The sequence below is a fragment of the Fodinibacter luteus genome, assembly GCF_039541575.1.
Lineage (GTDB): Bacteria > Actinomycetota > Actinomycetes > Actinomycetales > Dermatophilaceae > Fodinibacter > Fodinibacter luteus.
This window is the reverse complement of sequence record NZ_BAABGM010000009.1, coordinates 33,185-50,360: the sequence shown is the minus strand read 5'-3', so window position 1 is coordinate 50,360 and position 17,176 is coordinate 33,185. Positions and strand designations below refer to the sequence as shown.

The following is a 17,176-nucleotide window of genomic DNA, read 5'->3' as shown; positions in this document are numbered from 1 at the left end:
GCGTCACCACGCAGGGCACCGGTGCCCGGTCAAGTTCGAAGAGCCCCTAAAATCGCTCCTGACGAACTTCCGCCAAGGACTGCTCCGGCTCAAGGACGACCTGCTCGCCGAGGAGGATCGCCTCGTCGAGTTCCCGCGGATCTGGATCTTGGCGCTCTCCAAGGCTGACCTGTTCCCCGATTGGGACATCTACAACTTCCGTGACCTCGTCATCGGGAAGGCAGCCGGCGACATCGACCGGCTCCGCGAAACACTCGAAGAACTCGTGGACACCCCTCAGGCATTGTCCGTCGGCGAGGACTTCATGCTGCTGTCCTCGGCGAAGTTCGAGCTGTCCCAGGCCGACGCAGTGCCAGTGGAGATTGACGTGACACAGCGCATTGGCCTCGACCTCATCATGCCCGTGGCCTCGTTGCTCCCGTTGGAGCGTCGTCTTCTGTGGAGCGAACGGCTGGAGATCCCACGGAAAGTCCTCGACACCCTGGCGGATGGCGCTGAGGATTTTGCGGCGGTCCTGACAGGTGTCGTCGGGACCCAGGTAGCCAAGGCCATCGCCAGGCTGCCGAAGGTCGGGAAGGTCGCGAGCGTGGCTGCGATTCCGCTGCTGCTAGCGGCGGCCGACAGCGCAGGGCCCAAGCTCAGGGAACTCAATGCCCAAGCACGCGAGAACCGTGACTACTTGATGGCGACACTGACCCAGTTCAAGTTGGACCTGGAGCAGGGTGTCAAGGATCGCCTGCTCGTCCGGAGCCTCAAGTGAGCGGTGCCGAAACTGCTCCCACGGGCCTCATCTGGGCTACGCGGGGGCGTTCCTGGGGGTTTCGCTTCCTGCTCACGGCAGGGGTGGGCGACCCTCTGGCGGCCTACGAACGCATCTTCGCTCCCATAGGAGACGAGCCGGCAGGATGGTGCCGGGCTGGGAACGCCGTCGCGGTGCGGTTTCCGGACCCACTGGGGCGGAGAGACGCGGCCGGTCGTGTCATCCCTCACGATTTCGTGGTGGTTGGTGATGCTGCCGTGGGAGTTGAGTCGGTCGAGGACGGCCTGCAGCACGTCTGGCCGCTGGTGGCGGAGGCGTACACCCGGGTCTGGGATGCCGACGGCCCGCCGTCGGCTGCCGACTTGTTCCCTGGTTAGCCCTCGAACTCGAAAGTGGTCTGGGCCGCCGGGTCGATGCTGGTGATCAGGCTGCTGTAGAAGACTTCGGCCTGATCCTTGAGCTCGGCTCGGTGCTGCTCGAGGTACTTCTGCTGAGCGGCCTCGTTGAAGACCTCATTGACCATCTCGAACTTGTCGATCTCCGGGGTGGTCCAACTGATGATGCCGTCGTCCTCGACGGCGGTCTCAAAACTCGGCTTGTCGTAGCCGATGACGATGAACTCCGGGATGGAGACCAGGTACGCGCTCTCCCCGGTCTTCGTGACGTTCACGTCCTCGCCGTCGATGCCGAGTTTCGCCCCAAAACTGTAACGGACAAAGGTGACTCGACCCGTTCCTGGAATGTCAATGCCGAGGAGGTCCGCGTTGTCCTGCTTTTCCTGGTTGATCCCTTCTACGGCCAACCTCAAGAGGGAGACTTCCTGAGTGCGGGTGACCGCTTGGATGACCTGCGTGTCCTGACCCTCGGAGTCGATCCCGAACGGTGAGAGCAGACCCTTGTCCTTCGCCACAGTGAATCCAGTTACCGCCAGGAGGGCCGCTACTGCCACCGCCCCGAGGCGAACTGACCATCTCAGCAAGACCTGCACCATCAGTCGGATCCTTGACGTCGAAACGAAGCTGAGCGCGCCACAGTATCCGTTGTCGGCCGACCCTGAGCATCAACCCGCCTTGCCGCTTCATGGCACGGTGGGGCCAGCACGGTCCGCCTTCGTGGGGTCGAGGGCGACGTCTACGTGGGGCTGCTCGTCACGGCGACGAACCTCGTCGTGCCGCCGCTCGCCGGGTGGCGCCCCCGGGCCGGCGTGAGCGCTGGGCCATGGGTCAAGGCATCACCATCGCCCCGATCGCTGCCGACGCGGTGTCGGCGGGCGGCCCGGACGGGTGGTGAGCCAGGTGTCGGTGCTCCGCCGGCGTCGTGGCAGCTCTCCCAGCCGAGACTCCGGAGCGGATGACCCTGCCGGCATCCGAGCCCAGCCCCCGACCGGCGGAGTCACCCAGGGCGAGGCCGAGCATCAGTCCGCGAACGGCATCCTCCCACCGCTCCTCGGCGGCCCGGTCGTTCGTCATTGCGTGGCCTCCCTCGTCGAGCTGGTCAGGGGTTGCAGCGCGGAGGCCCAGAGCAGCGCATCGCAGTCGCGAAGCGTTGGGAGGACGGCGCACAGGTCGCGCTCTGCGACCTCGGACGGGATGCCGCGCCGGACGGAGTACCGCGCGGCGACGCTCGGGGCGCGCATCTGCGCGGCGACGCAGTGCACGAGCACGCGCCTGCCCTCGGACCGCAGCTCCTCGATGGCGGCCGCGGCATCGTCGAGCACGAAGTCGAGGTCGGCGTTGCCCTCCGGGCTCTCGGAGTCGATGAGCCACACCTCGACGTGGTCCTCGGGGGCCACGTGCGGCGCCGGCACATCGTCGACACCCCTCCGGCACAACGACACGACGGCGTCCACCCCGAGATCGTCGAGGCGACCCAGGTCGGCCAGCGTGCCGATGACGACGCCGTCATCGTGCGGGTGGGTCACGCCGAGGGGGCGGCCGGCATCCAGCTGTGTCGTGTAGTCCATTGTCCGGATGCCGGGCCACCGCGTGTCGTCGCAGTCTCCTCGAGCGGTGGAGACTCCCAGCTGGATGAGGTCCCGTCCCCTCATCCCGGGCCACCCGTGGACCTGGCGCCGCCACGTGGCGGGCACGGCCGAGGCGCCGTGGAGGGCGCCGAGCAGTCCGCCGGCGATCGCGGCCACCGTGTCGGTGTCGTGGCCGCCGCCGACCGCCTCGATGAGACCGCGCCGGAGCCGCCGCGCGCCCGTCGCGGTGCGGTGGGCGTGCTCCACGGCGGCGAGGGCCGCCTGCAGCGCCACGACGGTGAAACCGTTCGCGGAGTAACGCGCCGGGTCCGGGTGCCGGACCGCCTCGTCGAGCCGGGCGGCCCAGTCGTCGCGGCGGTGCGGAGGAAGGAGGTCGAGGGGCCTTGGCACGTCGAGCTCGCCGGTCAGCACCGCGTGCCGCACCAGGTCGGACCAGATGACGCAGGAGTCGCCCGCCAGCGGGTCGGCGTGCGTGAGCTCGGCGACGGCCCGGGCCCGACGCGCCGTCGCCTCGCGGTCCGCGAGCGCGCTCAGCCCGACCACCGAGGTGCGCATGAGCGCGCCGTTGCCCGCGGTCCTCCCCGTGCGGTGGTGCAGGCTCGCGGCGTGGCGCGCCATCGTCGCGCTGAGGGGCTCGTCCTGGGACGGTCGGGTCGCGTCGAGCACGCGACGGGTCTGGGTGCCGACGTCGGTCGCGCCGGTGCGGCTCCATGAGACGAAAGAGTCGGCGATCTCATCCAGCGCCTCCGTGGACTCGAGGTCCGCGCCGGTGGCCGCTATCCGCACGATGCAGAGCGCCATCTGGGTGTCGTCGCTCCACTCGCCGGGGGAGTACGGTCCGAGGCCCCCGCCCTTCATGACCGGATCGGACTCGTGGCCGGGCGCAAACTCGTACGGGACTCCCAGGGCGTCGCCACAGGCCTGGGCCAGGAGGACCCCCGCCGCTCGGTCCGTCTGTCGTGGTGTCAGTTCCATGGGCCCTCCTCGTGATATTTTGTCGCACAGACAAAATACTGGCGCGAGCTTTTTTTGTCAACTACACCAAAAGGAGGCGGCGTGGGCGGCAAGAAGTACGTCAGCGAGCACCCCATCTTCAGCGTGACGGCCGATCTCGTGGTCCTCACCATCCGGGCCGGTCGGCTGTGCGTGCTGCTCGTCCGCCGTGGGGGCGAGCCGTTCCGGGGCGCGTTGGCGCTGCCGGGGGGATTCGTCGAGGAGGACGAGGACCTCGTCACCGCGGCCCACCGCGAACTCGAGGAGGAGGCCGGAGTCGGTCCGGACGACGTGGAGCTCGAGCAGCTCGCGACCTACGGCGACCCCGACCGTGACCCGCGAGGACGGGTCGTGACGGTCGCGTGGGTCGTGCTGGCTGCTGAGGTGCCGGAGCCCACGGCGGGCTCCGACGCGGCCGAGGCGATGTGGCTGCCCGTCGATGAGGTGCTGGACGGCCGGCACGGACCGCTGGCGTTCGACCACCGGGTCATCCTGTCGGACGGCCTCGAGCGGGCGCGGGCCAAGATCGAGTACACCGGGTTGGCGGCTGCGTTCTGCCGGAGGGAGTTCACCGTGGGTGAGCTTCGCCGTGTCTACGAGGCGGTCTGGGGTGGAGGTCGAGAGCTCGACCCGGCGAACTTCCAGCGCAAGGTGCTGGGCATCGAGGGGTTCCTCAAGCCGACCGGCAACATGCGCCGCGACGGTCGTGGTCGGCCGTCGAGGACCTACACCGCGGATCGCGCGGCGCGGCTCATGCCGCCGATGACCCGTCCCTGACCTCGTCGGCCCGTGCGGCGGCTGGACGGCGGAGCCTGCCAGCGGAGGTCGTCCAGGCGTCAGGTACGGTCCGCTGGCGCGGATCCTGCTGCGGTCAGCAGCCGGTCGATGGTCGCGTCGTCGTCGTGCGCCGACTACTGCTCAGTGCCCTCGTCGGAGCCTTCCTTCGCGCCGCGTCGGCGGTCCCTCAGATCAGCGATGCCGGCGGAGAACCTCCCACCGGCCGACTTGGCGCGGCCGAAGGCCTGATCGCCGAGATGCCGGGCGGAACCGACGCCGTCGGCTCCGGATCGCAGTGCCTTGTCCCGGACCTCCACTGCCGCCGTCGTCCAACGTCTCGCCTCCAATGAGCCGTCGCCGCCCTCGATGCCAAGACGCACCTGCAGGTCGACCACTGACTTCGTGACCTCGGCACTCGACCGCACCACCACCCCGGATGCGGACGGGTGCAGCAGCACCTTGTCGTTGGCCGTGCCGGCGGCCGCGCCCATGCGCGACAGCATGAGCGTCGTGCTGCGAGTGATGAGGTCGAGTCTGTTCTGCCGGGCAGCTCGGAGAGCGAGGCGGTGCTCGTCCAGTTCCTCGGGTGAGGCGTCGAGCACGCGATCGAGCTCGAGCACCGCAACCGCGTCCTGGAGCTGGAAGCACCGGGCGAGAACAGCGAGCCACTCCTGGACGCGGGACGCGGCAGCACGAGATGCCTCCGCCATGTCACCGACCTTGCGCTGCTGCTCCACCTTCTCCGAGAGCGCATCGAGCTGACGCAACACGTAGGCCTGGGTCCGCGCGATCGTCATGGACGTCGCCTGCACCTTCGACCAGGTGATCTCGGAGACCCGGCCCACCCGCTCCCGGATGGTCATGGCCTCGTCGACGAGCAGCTCCACGGCGATCATGTCCGCGATCACGGCGTCCGTCTGGGCGCGGAGCACGTCGTCGACCTTCTTGTCGATCGTCGCGAGATAGTCGGTGATCTCGTCCATGGACTGCTGCATCGCCAGCTGCGCCATGAGTCCCGCGGCACCGGCCAGGACCGCCGGGTTGGACAGCAGGGCTTTGGCTCCCGGCGCCTTGGCGAACTCGAGGATGTGCTTGGCCTTGCCCTTGTCCATCATCACGGCGCGACTGACGTCCGAGCTCGAGCCCTTCATCGCCTCGAACTTCTTGAGTGCGGCAGCCGACTTGGGGGTCAGCTGCACCCACCGGCTCGAGTTCGCGGCGAGCTGGGAGCCCACCTGCGCAGCTCCAGACCCCGCACGCAGTGTGGTCGAGAGCCTCGCGAGACCGAGATCCCTCGAGGGAAGGCCCTCGGCGGCGAGGAAACGCTCGACGGCCGTGGGCTCGCCGATCACCGCCAGGCCGTCGCCGTCACTGAGCAGCTGGATCTCGTGGTCCACTGTCGACTCCTGATCACGGTGGTGTGTCATCGAGGGCGCGGTTTGTTCCCCCGGGGGACGCTACCTCCCGGCGCCCACAGGTTCGGGCGCAGGTGCCAGGGATAAAGCGTTGTGTCGGAGCCAAGTGCCACCATGGCGCCATGACGGCCCACGGCATCCCGGATGACCCTCAGTTCGCGACCGAGTCCGAGCGTGAGGTGTGGCAGCGGCTGCTGAAGCAGGGCCACGACGACTGGACCGTCCTCGCCAACGTCCGTCTCACCGACGAGAAGAAGGACCACGAGCTCGACGTCATCGTCCTCATGCCCGATGTCGGCGTGGTCGTGGTGGAGGTCAAGGGCGGCGACCTCCGCGTGGAGGACGGTGAATGGGTGGTCGGCTCTGGCAAGGGCCGGCGCGTCGTGCACCCGGTGGACCAGGGGCGGGACGGCAAGTACGCCTTGCGCGCCTACATGGAGCGCGACCCTCGATGGAAGGGCTCGAGCCGCACCCGGGTGCGGTTCGGTCATGCCATCGCGGCGCCCTACACGCACCTGTCCGACGACTTCGAGACGCCGGACTGCCCGCGCTGGATGATCAGCGGGTGCGGCGACCAGGCCGACCTAGCTGGGCGGTTGTGGGACGTCGCCGCACGCCAGGAGGGCGGGCACCGCGTGCCCACCCACGACGACTGCGAGCTCATCGTCGAGATCCTCAAGGGCCGCAACCTCCCGCAGCGCACCATGCTCGCCGAATCCGACGAGCGTGAGGCGCGGGCCGACCGGCTGACCATCGAGCAGGCCACGATCCTCGGCGTCACCCGACTCATGAACCGTGTCGAGGTCCGCGGTGGGGCGGGCAGTGGCAAGACCGTTCTGGCCCTCACCCAGGCCAAGGAGCTGACCCGCGGCAGGCACGGAATGCCGGCCCAGCGGGTCGCACTGCTCTGCTACTCAGTGGGGCTCGCCAGCTGGTTCAAGCGCTACATGGGCACCGTTGACCGGAAGCACCGGCCGGCGTTCGTCGGGACGTTCGAGGAGCTCGCGGCCTATTTGGGCGTCAGCGAGTTCGGCGGGCGCGACGACACCGACTTCTGGGAGAACCGGCTGCCCGCGGAGATGACCGAGCGCGTCGGTGACCTTCCCCACGGCAAGCGGTTCGACGCCGTCGTCGTCGACGAGGCGCAGGACTTCGCCGACGGGTGGTGGACGCCGATCATGCGGTGCCTGCACGACGAGGACCACGGAGGGGTCTACGTCTACAGCGACGAGAACCAGCGGGTGTTCGCCCGATTCGGCCGGCCGCCGGTGCCGCTTGTCCCGCTCGTGCTCGATACATGCCTCCGCAACACGCGCCAGATCCTGACTTCCTTCGCGCCGCTCGCACCGATGCGGATGTATGCCGGCGGTGGTGACGGACCTGAGGTGACCTACGTCGAGGCGTCGGCCGAGGACGCCCTCGACGTCGCCGACGACCAGATCGACCCGCTTCTGGAGGAGGGATGGCGGCCCGAGGACGTCGCGTTGCTGACGACGGGTGCACGGCACCCTGAGCAGGTGGCTCTGCAGGAGTCGGAGGGGCAGGAGGGCTACTGGCGGACCTTCTGGGACAAGGACTGCGTGTTCTACGGTCACGTCCTCGGGTGCAAGGGTTTGGAGCGCCGGGTGGTGGTGCTCTGCGTCAACGAGCGGATGCCGCGTGAACGGTCTCGAGAGCGGTTGTACGTCGGGCTGTCACGGGCCACGGACAAGCTCGTGGTCGTGGGACCCCCCGACGTCATTGCCGAGATGGGCGGGCACGAAGTGGCCAAGCGGCTCGGGCTTTCATGACGGTCGGCCTTGAGGCCGGCTCCGCAGCTAGGTTGTGCCGCAACCACACTCCCAAGTGCAGGAGGCGCAATGGGCACCTTCCCATTCGGAGCACCGGTCAACGAACTCGCACTCGGGGTTCCACTGCGTCGAGTGCGAGCCTTCGTGCTCGGTGCCTATCCGTCCGCCCTCCACGTCGAGTGGACGCCCCCACCGCCGCTCGGAAGGCGAATTGCAGCCCTGCCCGTCGACAATGAGCCCTACCCGTTCTGGGACGGCTTGGGGATGGACCATTTCGTGGAGAGGTGGCGATCGGAGCACTTCGACCCCTCGTGGGGCCGCGTCAGGCCGTCGATGATGAACGGCACATCAGGCCGAGCGCTGCACGAGCGGTGGCTCAAGCCCCTTGGTGTGGACCCGATGGACTACTTCGTGACGGACTGCCTGCCGACGTCGATGCTGAGTACCGGAGTCGCCAAACGGGTGACCGGAGATGGCGTCTACGCCAGCCTGATTGACACCCTGGGGCTGCCGAAAGTTGACATGCAGCCACATCCGTCAGAGGGCGACATCGTGCGACGGGCCGCGTTGCACCACGGGCGGATTCGTGAACAGATCCTGGCCTCGGGGGCGGAGATACTCGTGACGCTCGGCAACGCGGCGGCGCGCGTGGTGCAACAGATGACGGGGCATCCGGAGGGCGTACTCACCGAGAAGACCTACCGCCAGGCGCGGGCGATTCGAATCGAAGGGCGGTCTCTGACGTGGCACGCCCTGGTCCATCCGGCGGTGCGCCCGCCGTGGGACGAGAGGCATGACGCTTGGATCGCCATTCGAGGATGAGGCGCGTTTTCCGTGAGATCTGGTCAACTGCCACGCCGGCCTCCGACTGCCGGCGACCGCGCCGGCTCACCGGTGGGGCAGCGCGCTCGCGTCGTGGCTGCGGCCGACCCACTCCCGGCGGGCCGAGGAGCACAGCTTCGAGAAGCCCCACCGCGTGAACCCCGACTGGTCGGAGTGCAGCCACTGCCAGTCGGACCAGCGCAGGTAGGCGAGGAGGTCGGCATCCGAGAGCTCGGTGAGCAGGTCGGCGACGAGTCCGTGGCCGATCTCGACGCGGGGGTACGGGTTCGTGGGCATGGTGGTTCCTTCCGGGTCCGTCGGACCCGGGACGACCCCGGATCCGCTGTTGTCTGACGACCGGCTCGTCACCTGGGGCACCTCGGCGGGGAGGTTGCCGGACAGCAAGCCAGGGCTTGTCGCTGCCTCTCGTGAGCCGTGCACCACTCTAGGACACGGGGCCGACAGCGGCGCCGGATCAGGCCGGCACGCCTTGGCAACGTCTCCGGTTTGCCTGCGGTGGGGCGCCGTTCGATGCCAGCATGGCGTCGAACGACAGGGGGATCGGTGGGGGAGTCCGGGGGCAGTGCGCAGCGCAGGGCCGAGCACCTGCGTGCCAGCGGGGATGCCGCCTCGGCCGCGTGGGCGGCCGGCGCGGAAGGTGAGCGTCGGGTCGCCCAGGCGCTCTCGGCGCTGCCTGAGCCCTGGGTCGTCCTGCACGACCGGCTGCTCCGCCCGGGGCTGGCCGAGTCCAACCTCGACCACGTGGTCGTCGGACCGGCGGGTGTCATCCTCGTCGACGCCAAGAACTGGGGCGGCAACGTCACCGAGTGGAACGGCGTTCTCTACCAGCACCGGTGGGACACCGCGGGCCACCGCAGCCACGAGGCCAAGCACTCCGAGGTGGCCAAGGTGCATGCGATGGGCCGGGAGATGGCCACACGCCTCGGGATGCCGGTCACTCCCGTGCTCTGCCTCGCCGGCAGCCGCTCGGCGCACTTCGGCGAACCGCAGCAGATCCGTGGGATCTGGGTGGTGCCGGTAGGTCGACTGGTCGGCTGGCTCGAGGCGCGCACGCGCGTGGTGGACGATGACGTGCTCGATCGGCTCTCCACGCTCGTGATGACGGAGTTCCCCTCCACGACGACGGATCCCGCTCTCCTCGCGGCCATCGGGGCCGATCTGGCTCGGGCCCAACGGTCGACGAGGCTCGCAAGGCCGCGACGGGCCGGGCGGGCACCTGCGGCCAGGCCCGGGCGGCAGTCGAACCGCGGCCGTCCCGCGCGGTCAACGCGCGGCCGGCGGCGAGCGGCCGTCGTTCGACAGGTCTTCGCCCTGCTCGGGCTGGCCGCCCTGTGGTGGATGGTCACGAGCGGGGTGATCGAGGTGGTGAGCCGCACGGCATCCGATCTGGTGGGCCGCACGGCATCCGGACTGGTGAACCGCACGACATCCGACATGGTCACGAGGACGGTCACCGACGCGATGGCGCCGACGCCGACGCCGGCACGGCTGTCGTGCGCGGACGTCGATCCGCGGGCCGTCAAGGCGCTTCGCGCGGAAGAGCTCGCCGCCACGCCGGGGCCGCTCGGCTGCGACTGGCACACCACCGACGACGAGGGGCGACGGATGCTCGCCCTGCGCCTGCACGAGCTGAGAGGCCCGGTCGAGGCGCTCCACCCCATGCTGGAGGGGTCCGCGGACGCGGGCGGGCCCGAGGTGCACACCGGCTACTCACGTGGTGGCGAGGCGACCTTCCTGTGGGTGCGGGCCGGCATCCCGATCTCGTCGACGAAGGGCTCGGCCACCGCCACCCGCAGCATCCACGTCCAGGTGTCGCACGACCTGCTCGGCCTGTCGCCGAAGGAGGGGGCGCGCGTCGCGGCCTCGCTCGCGGAGGCTGCCAGCGGCGCCGCTGAACGCCTGACCGAGCCCGCACCCTGATGTCGGAGCGAGTCGTGACCTCCCCTCGGCTCCGTTCACTCCTCGTCGTCGTCGACTCTGATCGCCTCCTCGTAGGCGTCGGCGAAGTGGATGACGCCCTCGAGGACGTCGAGGACGGCCGTCGCCATCTCCTCGGGCGGGAGGTCGAGGTCGTGCAGCTCGGCCCGCTCCGGAACCTCCCTGATGAGCCGGCGCACGCGTCGTTGTTCGTCGTCGGAGAGGTCGTAGTCCTGCAGCACCGCCAGGAGGACATCGCGCAGGCAGTACCTGGCGTGCTCCGGAGCCGACGCGAACGTGTCGGCGATGGCGCCGAGCCAGTCGTCCTCGCCGTCCTCGAGCGCGTCGGTGACGGCGAGGAACATCTCCTGGTGCGCCATCATCGCGGCTGGGTGGACCCGCTCGTGCTCGTCGTAGGGCAGCGCGACGGCCCGCTCGACGAACCGGCGCGCCCGAGCCTCGTCGCCGTGCTCGAGCGCCCGCATGGCCTTGTGGAGGAGGTTCGTCGCGCCCTGCATCTGCGCCAGGCTGAACGGTGAGAGGGCGGCTGTGGCACGCAGCGGGATGTCGCCCAGACCCCGGTTCGACTCCTCTTCGAGGAGCTGGTGGAAGCGGTCGTGGATGTCGTCGTCAGGCACATCGGCAACCTATCCCCGGGTGGCTGCCGCCTGCGGCAAGCCTGTGGATGGACACCGGGGGCTGTCTCGGATGCTGGCTGTCGGCGGGGCGGCGCGAATGGGGCAGATGGGGCCCGAGCGTGGGGCCGGTGTGGAGGCGCTGTGGGTGGGGTGGCACGGCATCCGTGGCGAGGCTGGTGACACCGGACCAACCCAGCACACGAGGAGCTCTCATGACCACCACCGCCCGCACCGACCAGCGACCTGACGTGCACGAGATGGTCGTCGTCCACCGCGCCTTCCGGCGGGAGGCCGGCGCCGCCGCCGATCACATCCGCACGACGCCCGAGGGTGACACCCGCCGCGCCAAGGTCGTCGCCGACCACCTGCGCCTCTGCCTGGACGGTCTCGAGATGCACCACACCGGAGAGGACGTCGTGCTGTGGCCGCTGCTCCTCGAGCGGGCCGCGCCGAGCACCGGCCTTGTCGAGACGATGCAGGCCCAGCACCACGCCGTCGACAGCCACATCGAGGCCGTCACGCCCGCGCTCATCGCCTGGGAGGCCAACCCGACGCACGCCGCCGGCGAGCAGCTCGCCCGGCTCTTCGAGCGGCTCGATGCCGCCCTCGTCGAGCACCTCGACCTCGAGGAACGCGAGATCCTGCCGCTGGCCTCGCGCCACGTCACCGCGGCCGAGTGGAACCGGATGGGCGAGCACGGCAAGGACTCGATGAGCCCCAGCCAGCTGCCGATCATGTTCGGCCTGGTGCTCGAGGACGCCGACGACGCCGAGCGCGCCCGGATGCTCGGCAACCTCCCGCTGCCGATCCGGCTCCTGCTCACGACAGTCGGCGCGTGGCAGTTCAGGCGCTACGTGCACCGCCTGCGCGCGTCATGACCGTCGCGGCTCGGGCCCGGATCTCGGCAGCGCTCGCGGCGCGGCCGGCATCCCACTCGCGGGTGAACGCCGGCTCGCCGAGGGCGGACCGGGTGGCGTCGAGCCCGCGGTCGGACAGCGCCCGTGACACCGGGAAGGTGGGGTCGACGGCATCCGCCGCCGAGATCGAGGCGCCCGCCCCGAACAGCCAGGCCGCGGATGCCGGGTCGCCCAGCCGCTGCGCGACGCTCGCGAGCGCGGGCAGGGAGTAGCCGAGGGTCCAGCTCAACCGGGCGGCAAGCGACAGGGCGACCGCCTCGCCGAGCAGCGCGGCGGTCGCCGGCTCGTCGCCGAGCAGCTCGGTGAGGGTGGCGTTGATGTTGAGGGCGGTGGCGAGGGTGAACGGGTTGCCCAGCTCGCGCGCCGTGGCCACCGCCTCCGACAGCACCACGCCGGCCGTGGCGAGGTCGCCGGCCGTCAGGGCGAGCAGGCCCTGGGCGAGCCTGGCGTGGGCCGCAACCCACGTGCGCCCGGACTCCGACGCCGCGACCGCGGCGCCGGCCAGCAGCCGCTCGGCCTCGGGCAGCGCGCCGGCGAAGACCGCGCCCTGCCCTGCCAGGACCAGGATTTCGCACGTGACCCCGGGGTCGGCGACCCGTCGGGCCAGGCTCACGGCCTCGTCGGTGTGGTGCCGCATCCCCTCGACGTCGCCGGTCACCATGAGCAGGCCGAGCCGCCCGGTCAGCGCCCGGCAGCGCGCGACGTCGGACGCTCCGGGCCCGATCCGCTCGAGCCAGGCCAGCCCCTCGCGGGCGTGGCCGCGCAGGGCGAGGTGGAGCCAGATGCTGCCCGCCAGCTCGGCGGCATCCCCGTCGCGGTCGAGCTCGAGCAGGCGCAGGTAGGCCGAGCGCAGGTTGGCGTGGTCGGCCTCGAGCCGGTCGAGCGCGACGGCGAGGCCCGGCCCCGGGAGCGGGTCGCGGAAGGCCGACGCGCGCGCGTGGAAGCGCGCGGCGTGCCGGTCGGCGGTCGCGGTGGCCTGACCCGAGGCGTGGAGCCGCTGCATCGCGAACTGCCGCACCGGCTCGAGGAGGCGGAAGCGTGGCTGGTCGTCGGGTGCCGGCACGCGCAGCACGAGTGACTGGTCGACGAGCGCGCCGAGGGCGGACAGGACGTCGGCGCCGTCACCGTCGTGCGCGACGGGCCCGACGTCGTCGAGCGAGAACCCGCCGCTGAACACCGCGAGCCGCTCGAAGAGGGCGACCTCCTCGGGCTCGAGCAGGTCCATGCTCCAGTCGAGCACCGCGGCCATCGTGCGGTGCCGCTCGGGCAGGTCGCGCAGGCCGGCGCCGACGCCGGTCTCCTGCAGGCGGCTGAGCAGGGTCGCGGGGGAGAGGAGCCGCAGGCCCGGCGCGGCGAGCTCGAGCGCGAGGGGAAGCCCGTCGAGCTGTCGGGCGATCGCGGCGAGTGCCGCTGCGTCGTCGTCGGTGACGTCGGTGGGGGAGCCGGCGGCCGCGGCCCGGTCGAGCAGCAGGGCGACGGCTGGGGAGCCGGCCACGGTCTCGACGTCGTCGTTGTCCGGCGTGGCCAGCGGGCTCAGCACCACCTCGCGCTCGGCGCGGACCCGCAGCGGCGCCCGACTGGTCGCCACGACGACGAGGTCGGGGCACCGGGCCACGAGGTCGGCCAGCACGGGGGCCGCCCCGGTGAGCTGCTCGAGGTTGTCGAGCACGAGGAGCACTCGAAGTCCCTTCAGGTGGCGAACCAGGGCGTCGAGCGGGTCGGTGTCGGCGGCCTCCGGAAGGCCCAGGGCTGCGGCGACGCGGGGGATGACGAGCGCGGGCTGGCGGAGCGGGGCCAGGTCCACGGCCACCGCGCCGCCGGGGAAGGCCGACGCCTCGCGGGCCAGCACCTCGAGCGAGAGCCGGGTCTTCCCGACCCCACCGGGCCCGGTGACCGTCACCAGCCGGTGGCCGTCACTGATGAGGGCGCGCAGCCGGTCGACCTCGGCGTCACGTCCGATGAGCGTGGTCGCCGGGGCGGCGAACGATGTGCCGGACGGATCGGATGCCGGGTGCCCGCCCGGGACGTCCGACCCACCCGCGCCGATGGCGGACGGACGGGATGCCGGGTGCGCGCCCGGGACGGCCGACCCACCCGCGCCGGTGGCGGGGGAGGGGGCAGTGGCGGTGGCGGGGGAGGTGGCGGTGGCCGGGCTGTCGGTGGCGGTGGCCGGGCTGTCGTCCCGAGGTCCGCTGGAACGCGCCCCGGAGGACCCGGCCGGCCCCGGAACGGGCGGGTCGAGCGCGCGGCGCGCGACGGCATCCCGGGTGGGGACGGCGGCGACGAGGGATGCCCGCTCGTCGTCGTCGAGGGCCAGGCCGTCGGCGAGGGACCGGACGGTGTGCGGGTAGGGGCGTCGGCGCTCCCCGCGCTCGAGGGCTCCGATCGCCTTGGCGGTGAGGCCGGACCGCTCGGCCAGCTCCTCCTGGGTCAGCGACCGCGACTCGCGCAGGCGGCGCAGCACGACGGCGAAGTCGCCCGGTGCCGCACCCGAATCCACGATGGAACGCTAGCGGTTGGGTGCACGAGGCCGTGTGCTCTCGCCGGGCCAGGTGTGGTGGCGGTGTGGGCCCGCTGTGGGTGGGGTGGAGCCGGCGACGACGCGAGGGTGGGTCGTGACGGCATCCGGCCGCTTTGACGAGAGGAACGACCATGACCGCCACCCCCATGACCACCGCACCCGAGACCACCGCAGCCGCCGCCACGCGGGGTGCGCGGAGCTCGACCCACGGCCGCCAGATGTCGGGCGTCCTGGTCGCCGCGTTCACGCTGTCGGTGGTGCACACCGTCTACGCGTGGGTCGAGGGCATCGAAGACCCGACGTTCACCGTCGACACCCCGCTGGCGTGGGGGTTCTATGCGGTGGCGTTCGGCATCGCGGCGCTGGCCCGGCGGACCGAGCGGTGGGCGCAGCTGACGGCGCTCGGCTACCTCGTGACCGTGCTCGGCATCGCCTTGTTCTACTACCCGACGACGTTCGGGGTGGAGCAGCAGACGGTGTTCGGCTGGTTCGAGAACGACGTGTACGTCGGGCTGCTCATGGTTGCCGCCTACCTGGGCGTCCTGCGGCTGCGGCGGGTGACGCTGACGCCTGCGTGAGGGCGGGGTGGGTCCTGGGGCGCTCACTCCTCGTCGGTGGCGTCGACGCTCTCCGCGGAGGCGTGGGCGACGTGGGGTCACGCCCCCGAGGACATGGAGAACGGCCGCCGGCTGGCCGCGCGGCACGACCGGCTGTGGTGACAGCGGGCAGTGGGGCGACGAAGCGGCCTCGTGACCCGTCGAAGGGGGGCGGTGAGCTCGGGGTCGCCGGCTCCGAGTTGAGGCGGCGCCTGGATGCCGTGTGGTCGGTGCGGTGGGATGCGCGCGGTGAGCGCGGTGGGATGCCGCGCGGTGGGATGCCGTGTAGTCGGAACCGGTGGGATGCCGCGCGGTCGGCGCGGTGGGATGCCGTGCGGTCGGCTCGGGTGCAGATGGTGCGGTTGCGGCAGTGGTTGTGGATGACGGGGGAGGGGTTGTCGGTGGACGTGTGTACGGTTATTGCATGGAGGGGAAGCTGATGAGCCTGGCGGAGCGTCGCTCCGTGTTGGAGGCTGCCCGGGAGGCGTTGGAGGGTCTGGACGAGGTGCTGGTCCAGGCCAGCGGGGCTGAGCTGATCGAGCTGTTGGGTGTGGTCGACGCGGTGGGGGCGCGGGCGGGGGCGGCGCGGGTGGTGGTGACGGCGGAGGCGGTGACCCGCGGTGAGGTCGCGCAGTCCGGCATGAACGTGCACGCGTGGGTGCGTGAGCACGCGCCGTCGTTGCGGCAGGGCGGGGCCGCCCAGGTGGCGTCGCTGGCGCAGGCGGTCTGCCCGGGCCCGTCGCAGTGGCGCCCGGACTGCCGGGCCGGTGCGGGGGTGGACCCGGGGTCGCCGCTGGGGATGGCGTGGGCCGGGGTCAAGGACGGGATCGTGTCGCCGGCGTTGGCCACGGCCGTCCTGCGCGAGGTCGGGCGGTTGGAGCCGTTGCTTCAGGCGCAGGCGGTGCCCACGGTCACGAGGGCGTTGCTCGAGCTGGGGGTGGCCTGGGGGCCGACCCTGATGCGCCGGTTGCGGCCGCGGTTGTTGGCCGAGCACGGGGCGGCGGGGGTGTTCGATGACCTGCAGGAGCGTCTGGCGAAGTCCGCGCGGTTGTCCTCGCCGATGGTGGAGTCGGGGGACCTGACCGAGTACCAGCTGTTGATGACCCCGGAGCAGGCGGCCGTGTTGGAGGCGGCGATCGGGCCGCTGTCCGCGCCGGCTCCGAACGAGGTGACGGGTGAGCGGGACCTGCGCCCGGCGGGGCAGCGCCGGGTCGAGGCGTTGACCCAGGTGTGCCGGCGCTCCGCGGGCCTGGACGCCGAGGCGCAGGGCGCGGACGGCGCCGGGGGCGCCGCGGCCGCGGTGCACGTGATCGTTCCGTTGGCTGACCTGGAGCAGCGGGTCGGGTGTGGGGAGGTGGTGGGGTCCACGGCCTCCGGGACGCTGCTGTCCCCGGAGGTGCTGCGCCGGGTGTGCTGCGCGGCCGACCTGGTCCCGCACGTGCTGGGCAGTGCCGGGGAGGACCTGGACCTGGGCCGGGTGGTGCGGTTGTTCACCCGGGGCCAGCGGCGCCTGTTGTGGCGCCGGGACCGGGGGTGCACCTACCCGGGGTGCACGGCCCCGGCGGCGTGGGCGCAGGCGCATCACGTCCTGCACTGGCTCGACGGGGGGCGCTCCGATGTCGACAACGCGGCGCTGCTGTGTCAACGGCATCACACCTTCGTGCACCAGCGCCGCCTGGTCGCCGCGGTGCGCCGCACCCCCGATGAGCGGGGCCGGTACGTCGTGTGGGACCTGACCGACGGGTCCTACGACCGGCACCTGGAACACCTACGAGCGCAGGCGGCAGCGCACGACCCGCCACCGTTGACCCCGCAGCGACTGGCCGAGCTCGTCGCCGCAATCACCGGCGACGACCCCGACGACCAGCGTTGGGCGGCGGTCGAGCTCGCCGACCAGCAGGACCATCTCGAGTCCACGGACCATGACTGGTACGACGAGGACTGGGCCGACGACGTCTGGCGCGAACGTCTGGACCTGCCGGGCTGACCGTCGTGCCCCGGGGCTCTGTCCCCTCTCGTGCCAGC

At 71.3% G+C, this 17,176-nt stretch carries 14 protein-coding genes, 1 pseudogene and 1 riboswitch; of the genes and pseudogenes, 8 read left to right on the top strand and 7 right to left on the bottom strand.

Annotated features, from left to right (window positions below; genetic code table 11):
• Positions 1 to 760 (top strand): annotated as a pseudogene (locus ABD899_RS07090) (ATP/GTP-binding protein); the annotation flags it as partial.
• 373 nt (positions 761 to 1,133) lie between these two features.
• Here the strand turns inward: ABD899_RS07090 and ABD899_RS07085 are convergent.
• The 3 genes from ABD899_RS07085 to ABD899_RS07075 form a co-directional block, all read right to left on the bottom strand.
• Positions 1,134 to 1,751, bottom strand: coding sequence for a hypothetical protein (locus ABD899_RS07085; RefSeq protein ID WP_345204017.1), 618 nt, complete (start codon positions 1,749 to 1,751; stop codon positions 1,134 to 1,136).
• Positions 1,752 to 1,983: 232 nt separating this feature from the next.
• On the bottom strand, positions 1,984 to 2,229 hold the full coding sequence (locus ABD899_RS07080) for a hypothetical protein (protein WP_345204014.1): 246 nt from the start codon (positions 2,227 to 2,229) through the stop codon (positions 1,984 to 1,986).
• The gene (locus tag ABD899_RS07075) at positions 2,226 to 3,719 is read right to left on the bottom strand and encodes an ADP-ribosylglycohydrolase family protein (protein WP_345204011.1); all 1,494 of its coding nucleotides are present in this window, start codon (positions 3,717 to 3,719) and stop codon (positions 2,226 to 2,228) included. Before ABD899_RS07075 ends, ABD899_RS07080 begins: the two co-directional genes overlap by 4 nt.
• 81 nt (positions 3,720 to 3,800) lie before the next feature.
• On the opposite strand from ABD899_RS07075, the gene ABD899_RS07070 reads away from it, so the two are divergent.
• Positions 3,801 to 4,514, top strand: a complete 714-nt coding sequence (locus ABD899_RS07070) for an NUDIX hydrolase (RefSeq protein ID WP_345204008.1) — start codon at positions 3,801 to 3,803, stop codon at positions 4,512 to 4,514.
• A 134-nt stretch (positions 4,515 to 4,648) separates the two neighbouring features.
• Here ABD899_RS07070 and ABD899_RS07065 read toward each other — a convergent pair whose 3' ends face one another.
• The gene (locus ABD899_RS07065) at positions 4,649 to 5,911 is read right to left on the bottom strand and encodes a hypothetical protein (protein ID WP_345204006.1); all 1,263 of its coding nucleotides are present in this window, start codon (positions 5,909 to 5,911) and stop codon (positions 4,649 to 4,651) included.
• A 140-nt stretch (positions 5,912 to 6,051) separates the two neighbouring features.
• Here ABD899_RS07065 and ABD899_RS07060 point away from each other — a divergent pair, with 140 nt between their 5' ends.
• Together ABD899_RS07060 and ABD899_RS07055 are read left to right on the top strand one after the other, a co-directional pair.
• Positions 6,052 to 7,719 (top strand): nuclease-related domain-containing DEAD/DEAH box helicase, encoded by a 1,668-nt coding sequence (locus ABD899_RS07060; RefSeq protein ID WP_345204003.1) that lies wholly within the window; start codon positions 6,052 to 6,054, stop codon positions 7,717 to 7,719.
• Between the two features lie 132 nt (positions 7,720 to 7,851).
• Positions 7,852 to 8,541 carry a hypothetical protein gene (locus tag ABD899_RS07055; protein WP_345204001.1) on the top strand — a complete coding sequence of 230 codons (690 nt, stop codon included), beginning with the start codon at positions 7,852 to 7,854 and terminating at the stop codon, positions 8,539 to 8,541.
• A 66-nt stretch (positions 8,542 to 8,607) separates the two neighbouring features.
• Here ABD899_RS07055 and ABD899_RS07050 read toward each other — a convergent pair whose 3' ends face one another.
• Positions 8,608 to 8,838: a hypothetical protein gene (locus tag ABD899_RS07050; protein WP_345203999.1), complete on the bottom strand. Its 231-nt coding sequence runs from the start codon at positions 8,836 to 8,838 to the stop codon at positions 8,608 to 8,610.
• A 40-nt stretch (positions 8,839 to 8,878) separates the two neighbouring features.
• Positions 8,879 to 8,975: riboswitch (SAM riboswitch) on the bottom strand.
• A 130-nt stretch (positions 8,976 to 9,105) separates the two neighbouring features.
• On the opposite strand from ABD899_RS07050, the gene ABD899_RS07045 reads away from it, so the two are divergent.
• Complete coding sequence (locus ABD899_RS07045; RefSeq protein ID WP_345203997.1) at positions 9,106 to 10,482, top strand: nuclease-related domain-containing protein; 1,377 nt, start codon at positions 9,106 to 9,108, stop codon at positions 10,480 to 10,482.
• A 35-nt stretch (positions 10,483 to 10,517) separates the two neighbouring features.
• On the opposite strand, the gene ABD899_RS07040 is transcribed toward ABD899_RS07045, so the two are convergent.
• A complete protein-coding gene (locus tag ABD899_RS07040) occupies positions 10,518 to 11,117 on the bottom strand; it encodes a hypothetical protein (RefSeq protein WP_345203994.1) in 600 nt (199 codons plus the stop codon).
• A gap of 212 nt (positions 11,118 to 11,329) precedes the next feature.
• Here ABD899_RS07040 and ABD899_RS07035 point away from each other — a divergent pair, with 212 nt between their 5' ends.
• On the top strand, positions 11,330 to 11,995 hold the full coding sequence (locus ABD899_RS07035; RefSeq protein WP_345203991.1) for a hemerythrin domain-containing protein: 666 nt from the start codon (positions 11,330 to 11,332) through the stop codon (positions 11,993 to 11,995).
• Here ABD899_RS07035 and ABD899_RS07030 read toward each other — a convergent pair.
• Positions 11,961 to 14,534: an ATP-binding protein gene (locus ABD899_RS07030; RefSeq protein WP_345203989.1), complete on the bottom strand. Its 2,574-nt coding sequence runs from the start codon at positions 14,532 to 14,534 to the stop codon at positions 11,961 to 11,963. The genes ABD899_RS07035 and ABD899_RS07030 overlap by 35 nt on opposite strands.
• A gap of 152 nt (positions 14,535 to 14,686) precedes the next feature.
• On the opposite strand from ABD899_RS07030, the gene ABD899_RS07025 reads away from it, so the two are divergent.
• Positions 14,687 to 15,133 carry a hypothetical protein gene (locus tag ABD899_RS07025; protein ID WP_345203986.1) on the top strand — a complete coding sequence of 149 codons (447 nt, stop codon included), beginning with the start codon at positions 14,687 to 14,689 and terminating at the stop codon, positions 15,131 to 15,133.
• A gap of 442 nt (positions 15,134 to 15,575) precedes the next feature.
• On the top strand, positions 15,576 to 17,138 hold the full coding sequence (locus ABD899_RS07020; RefSeq protein ID WP_345203984.1) for an HNH endonuclease signature motif containing protein: 1,563 nt from the start codon (positions 15,576 to 15,578) through the stop codon (positions 17,136 to 17,138).
• Positions 17,139 to 17,176 lie beyond the last annotated feature (38 nt).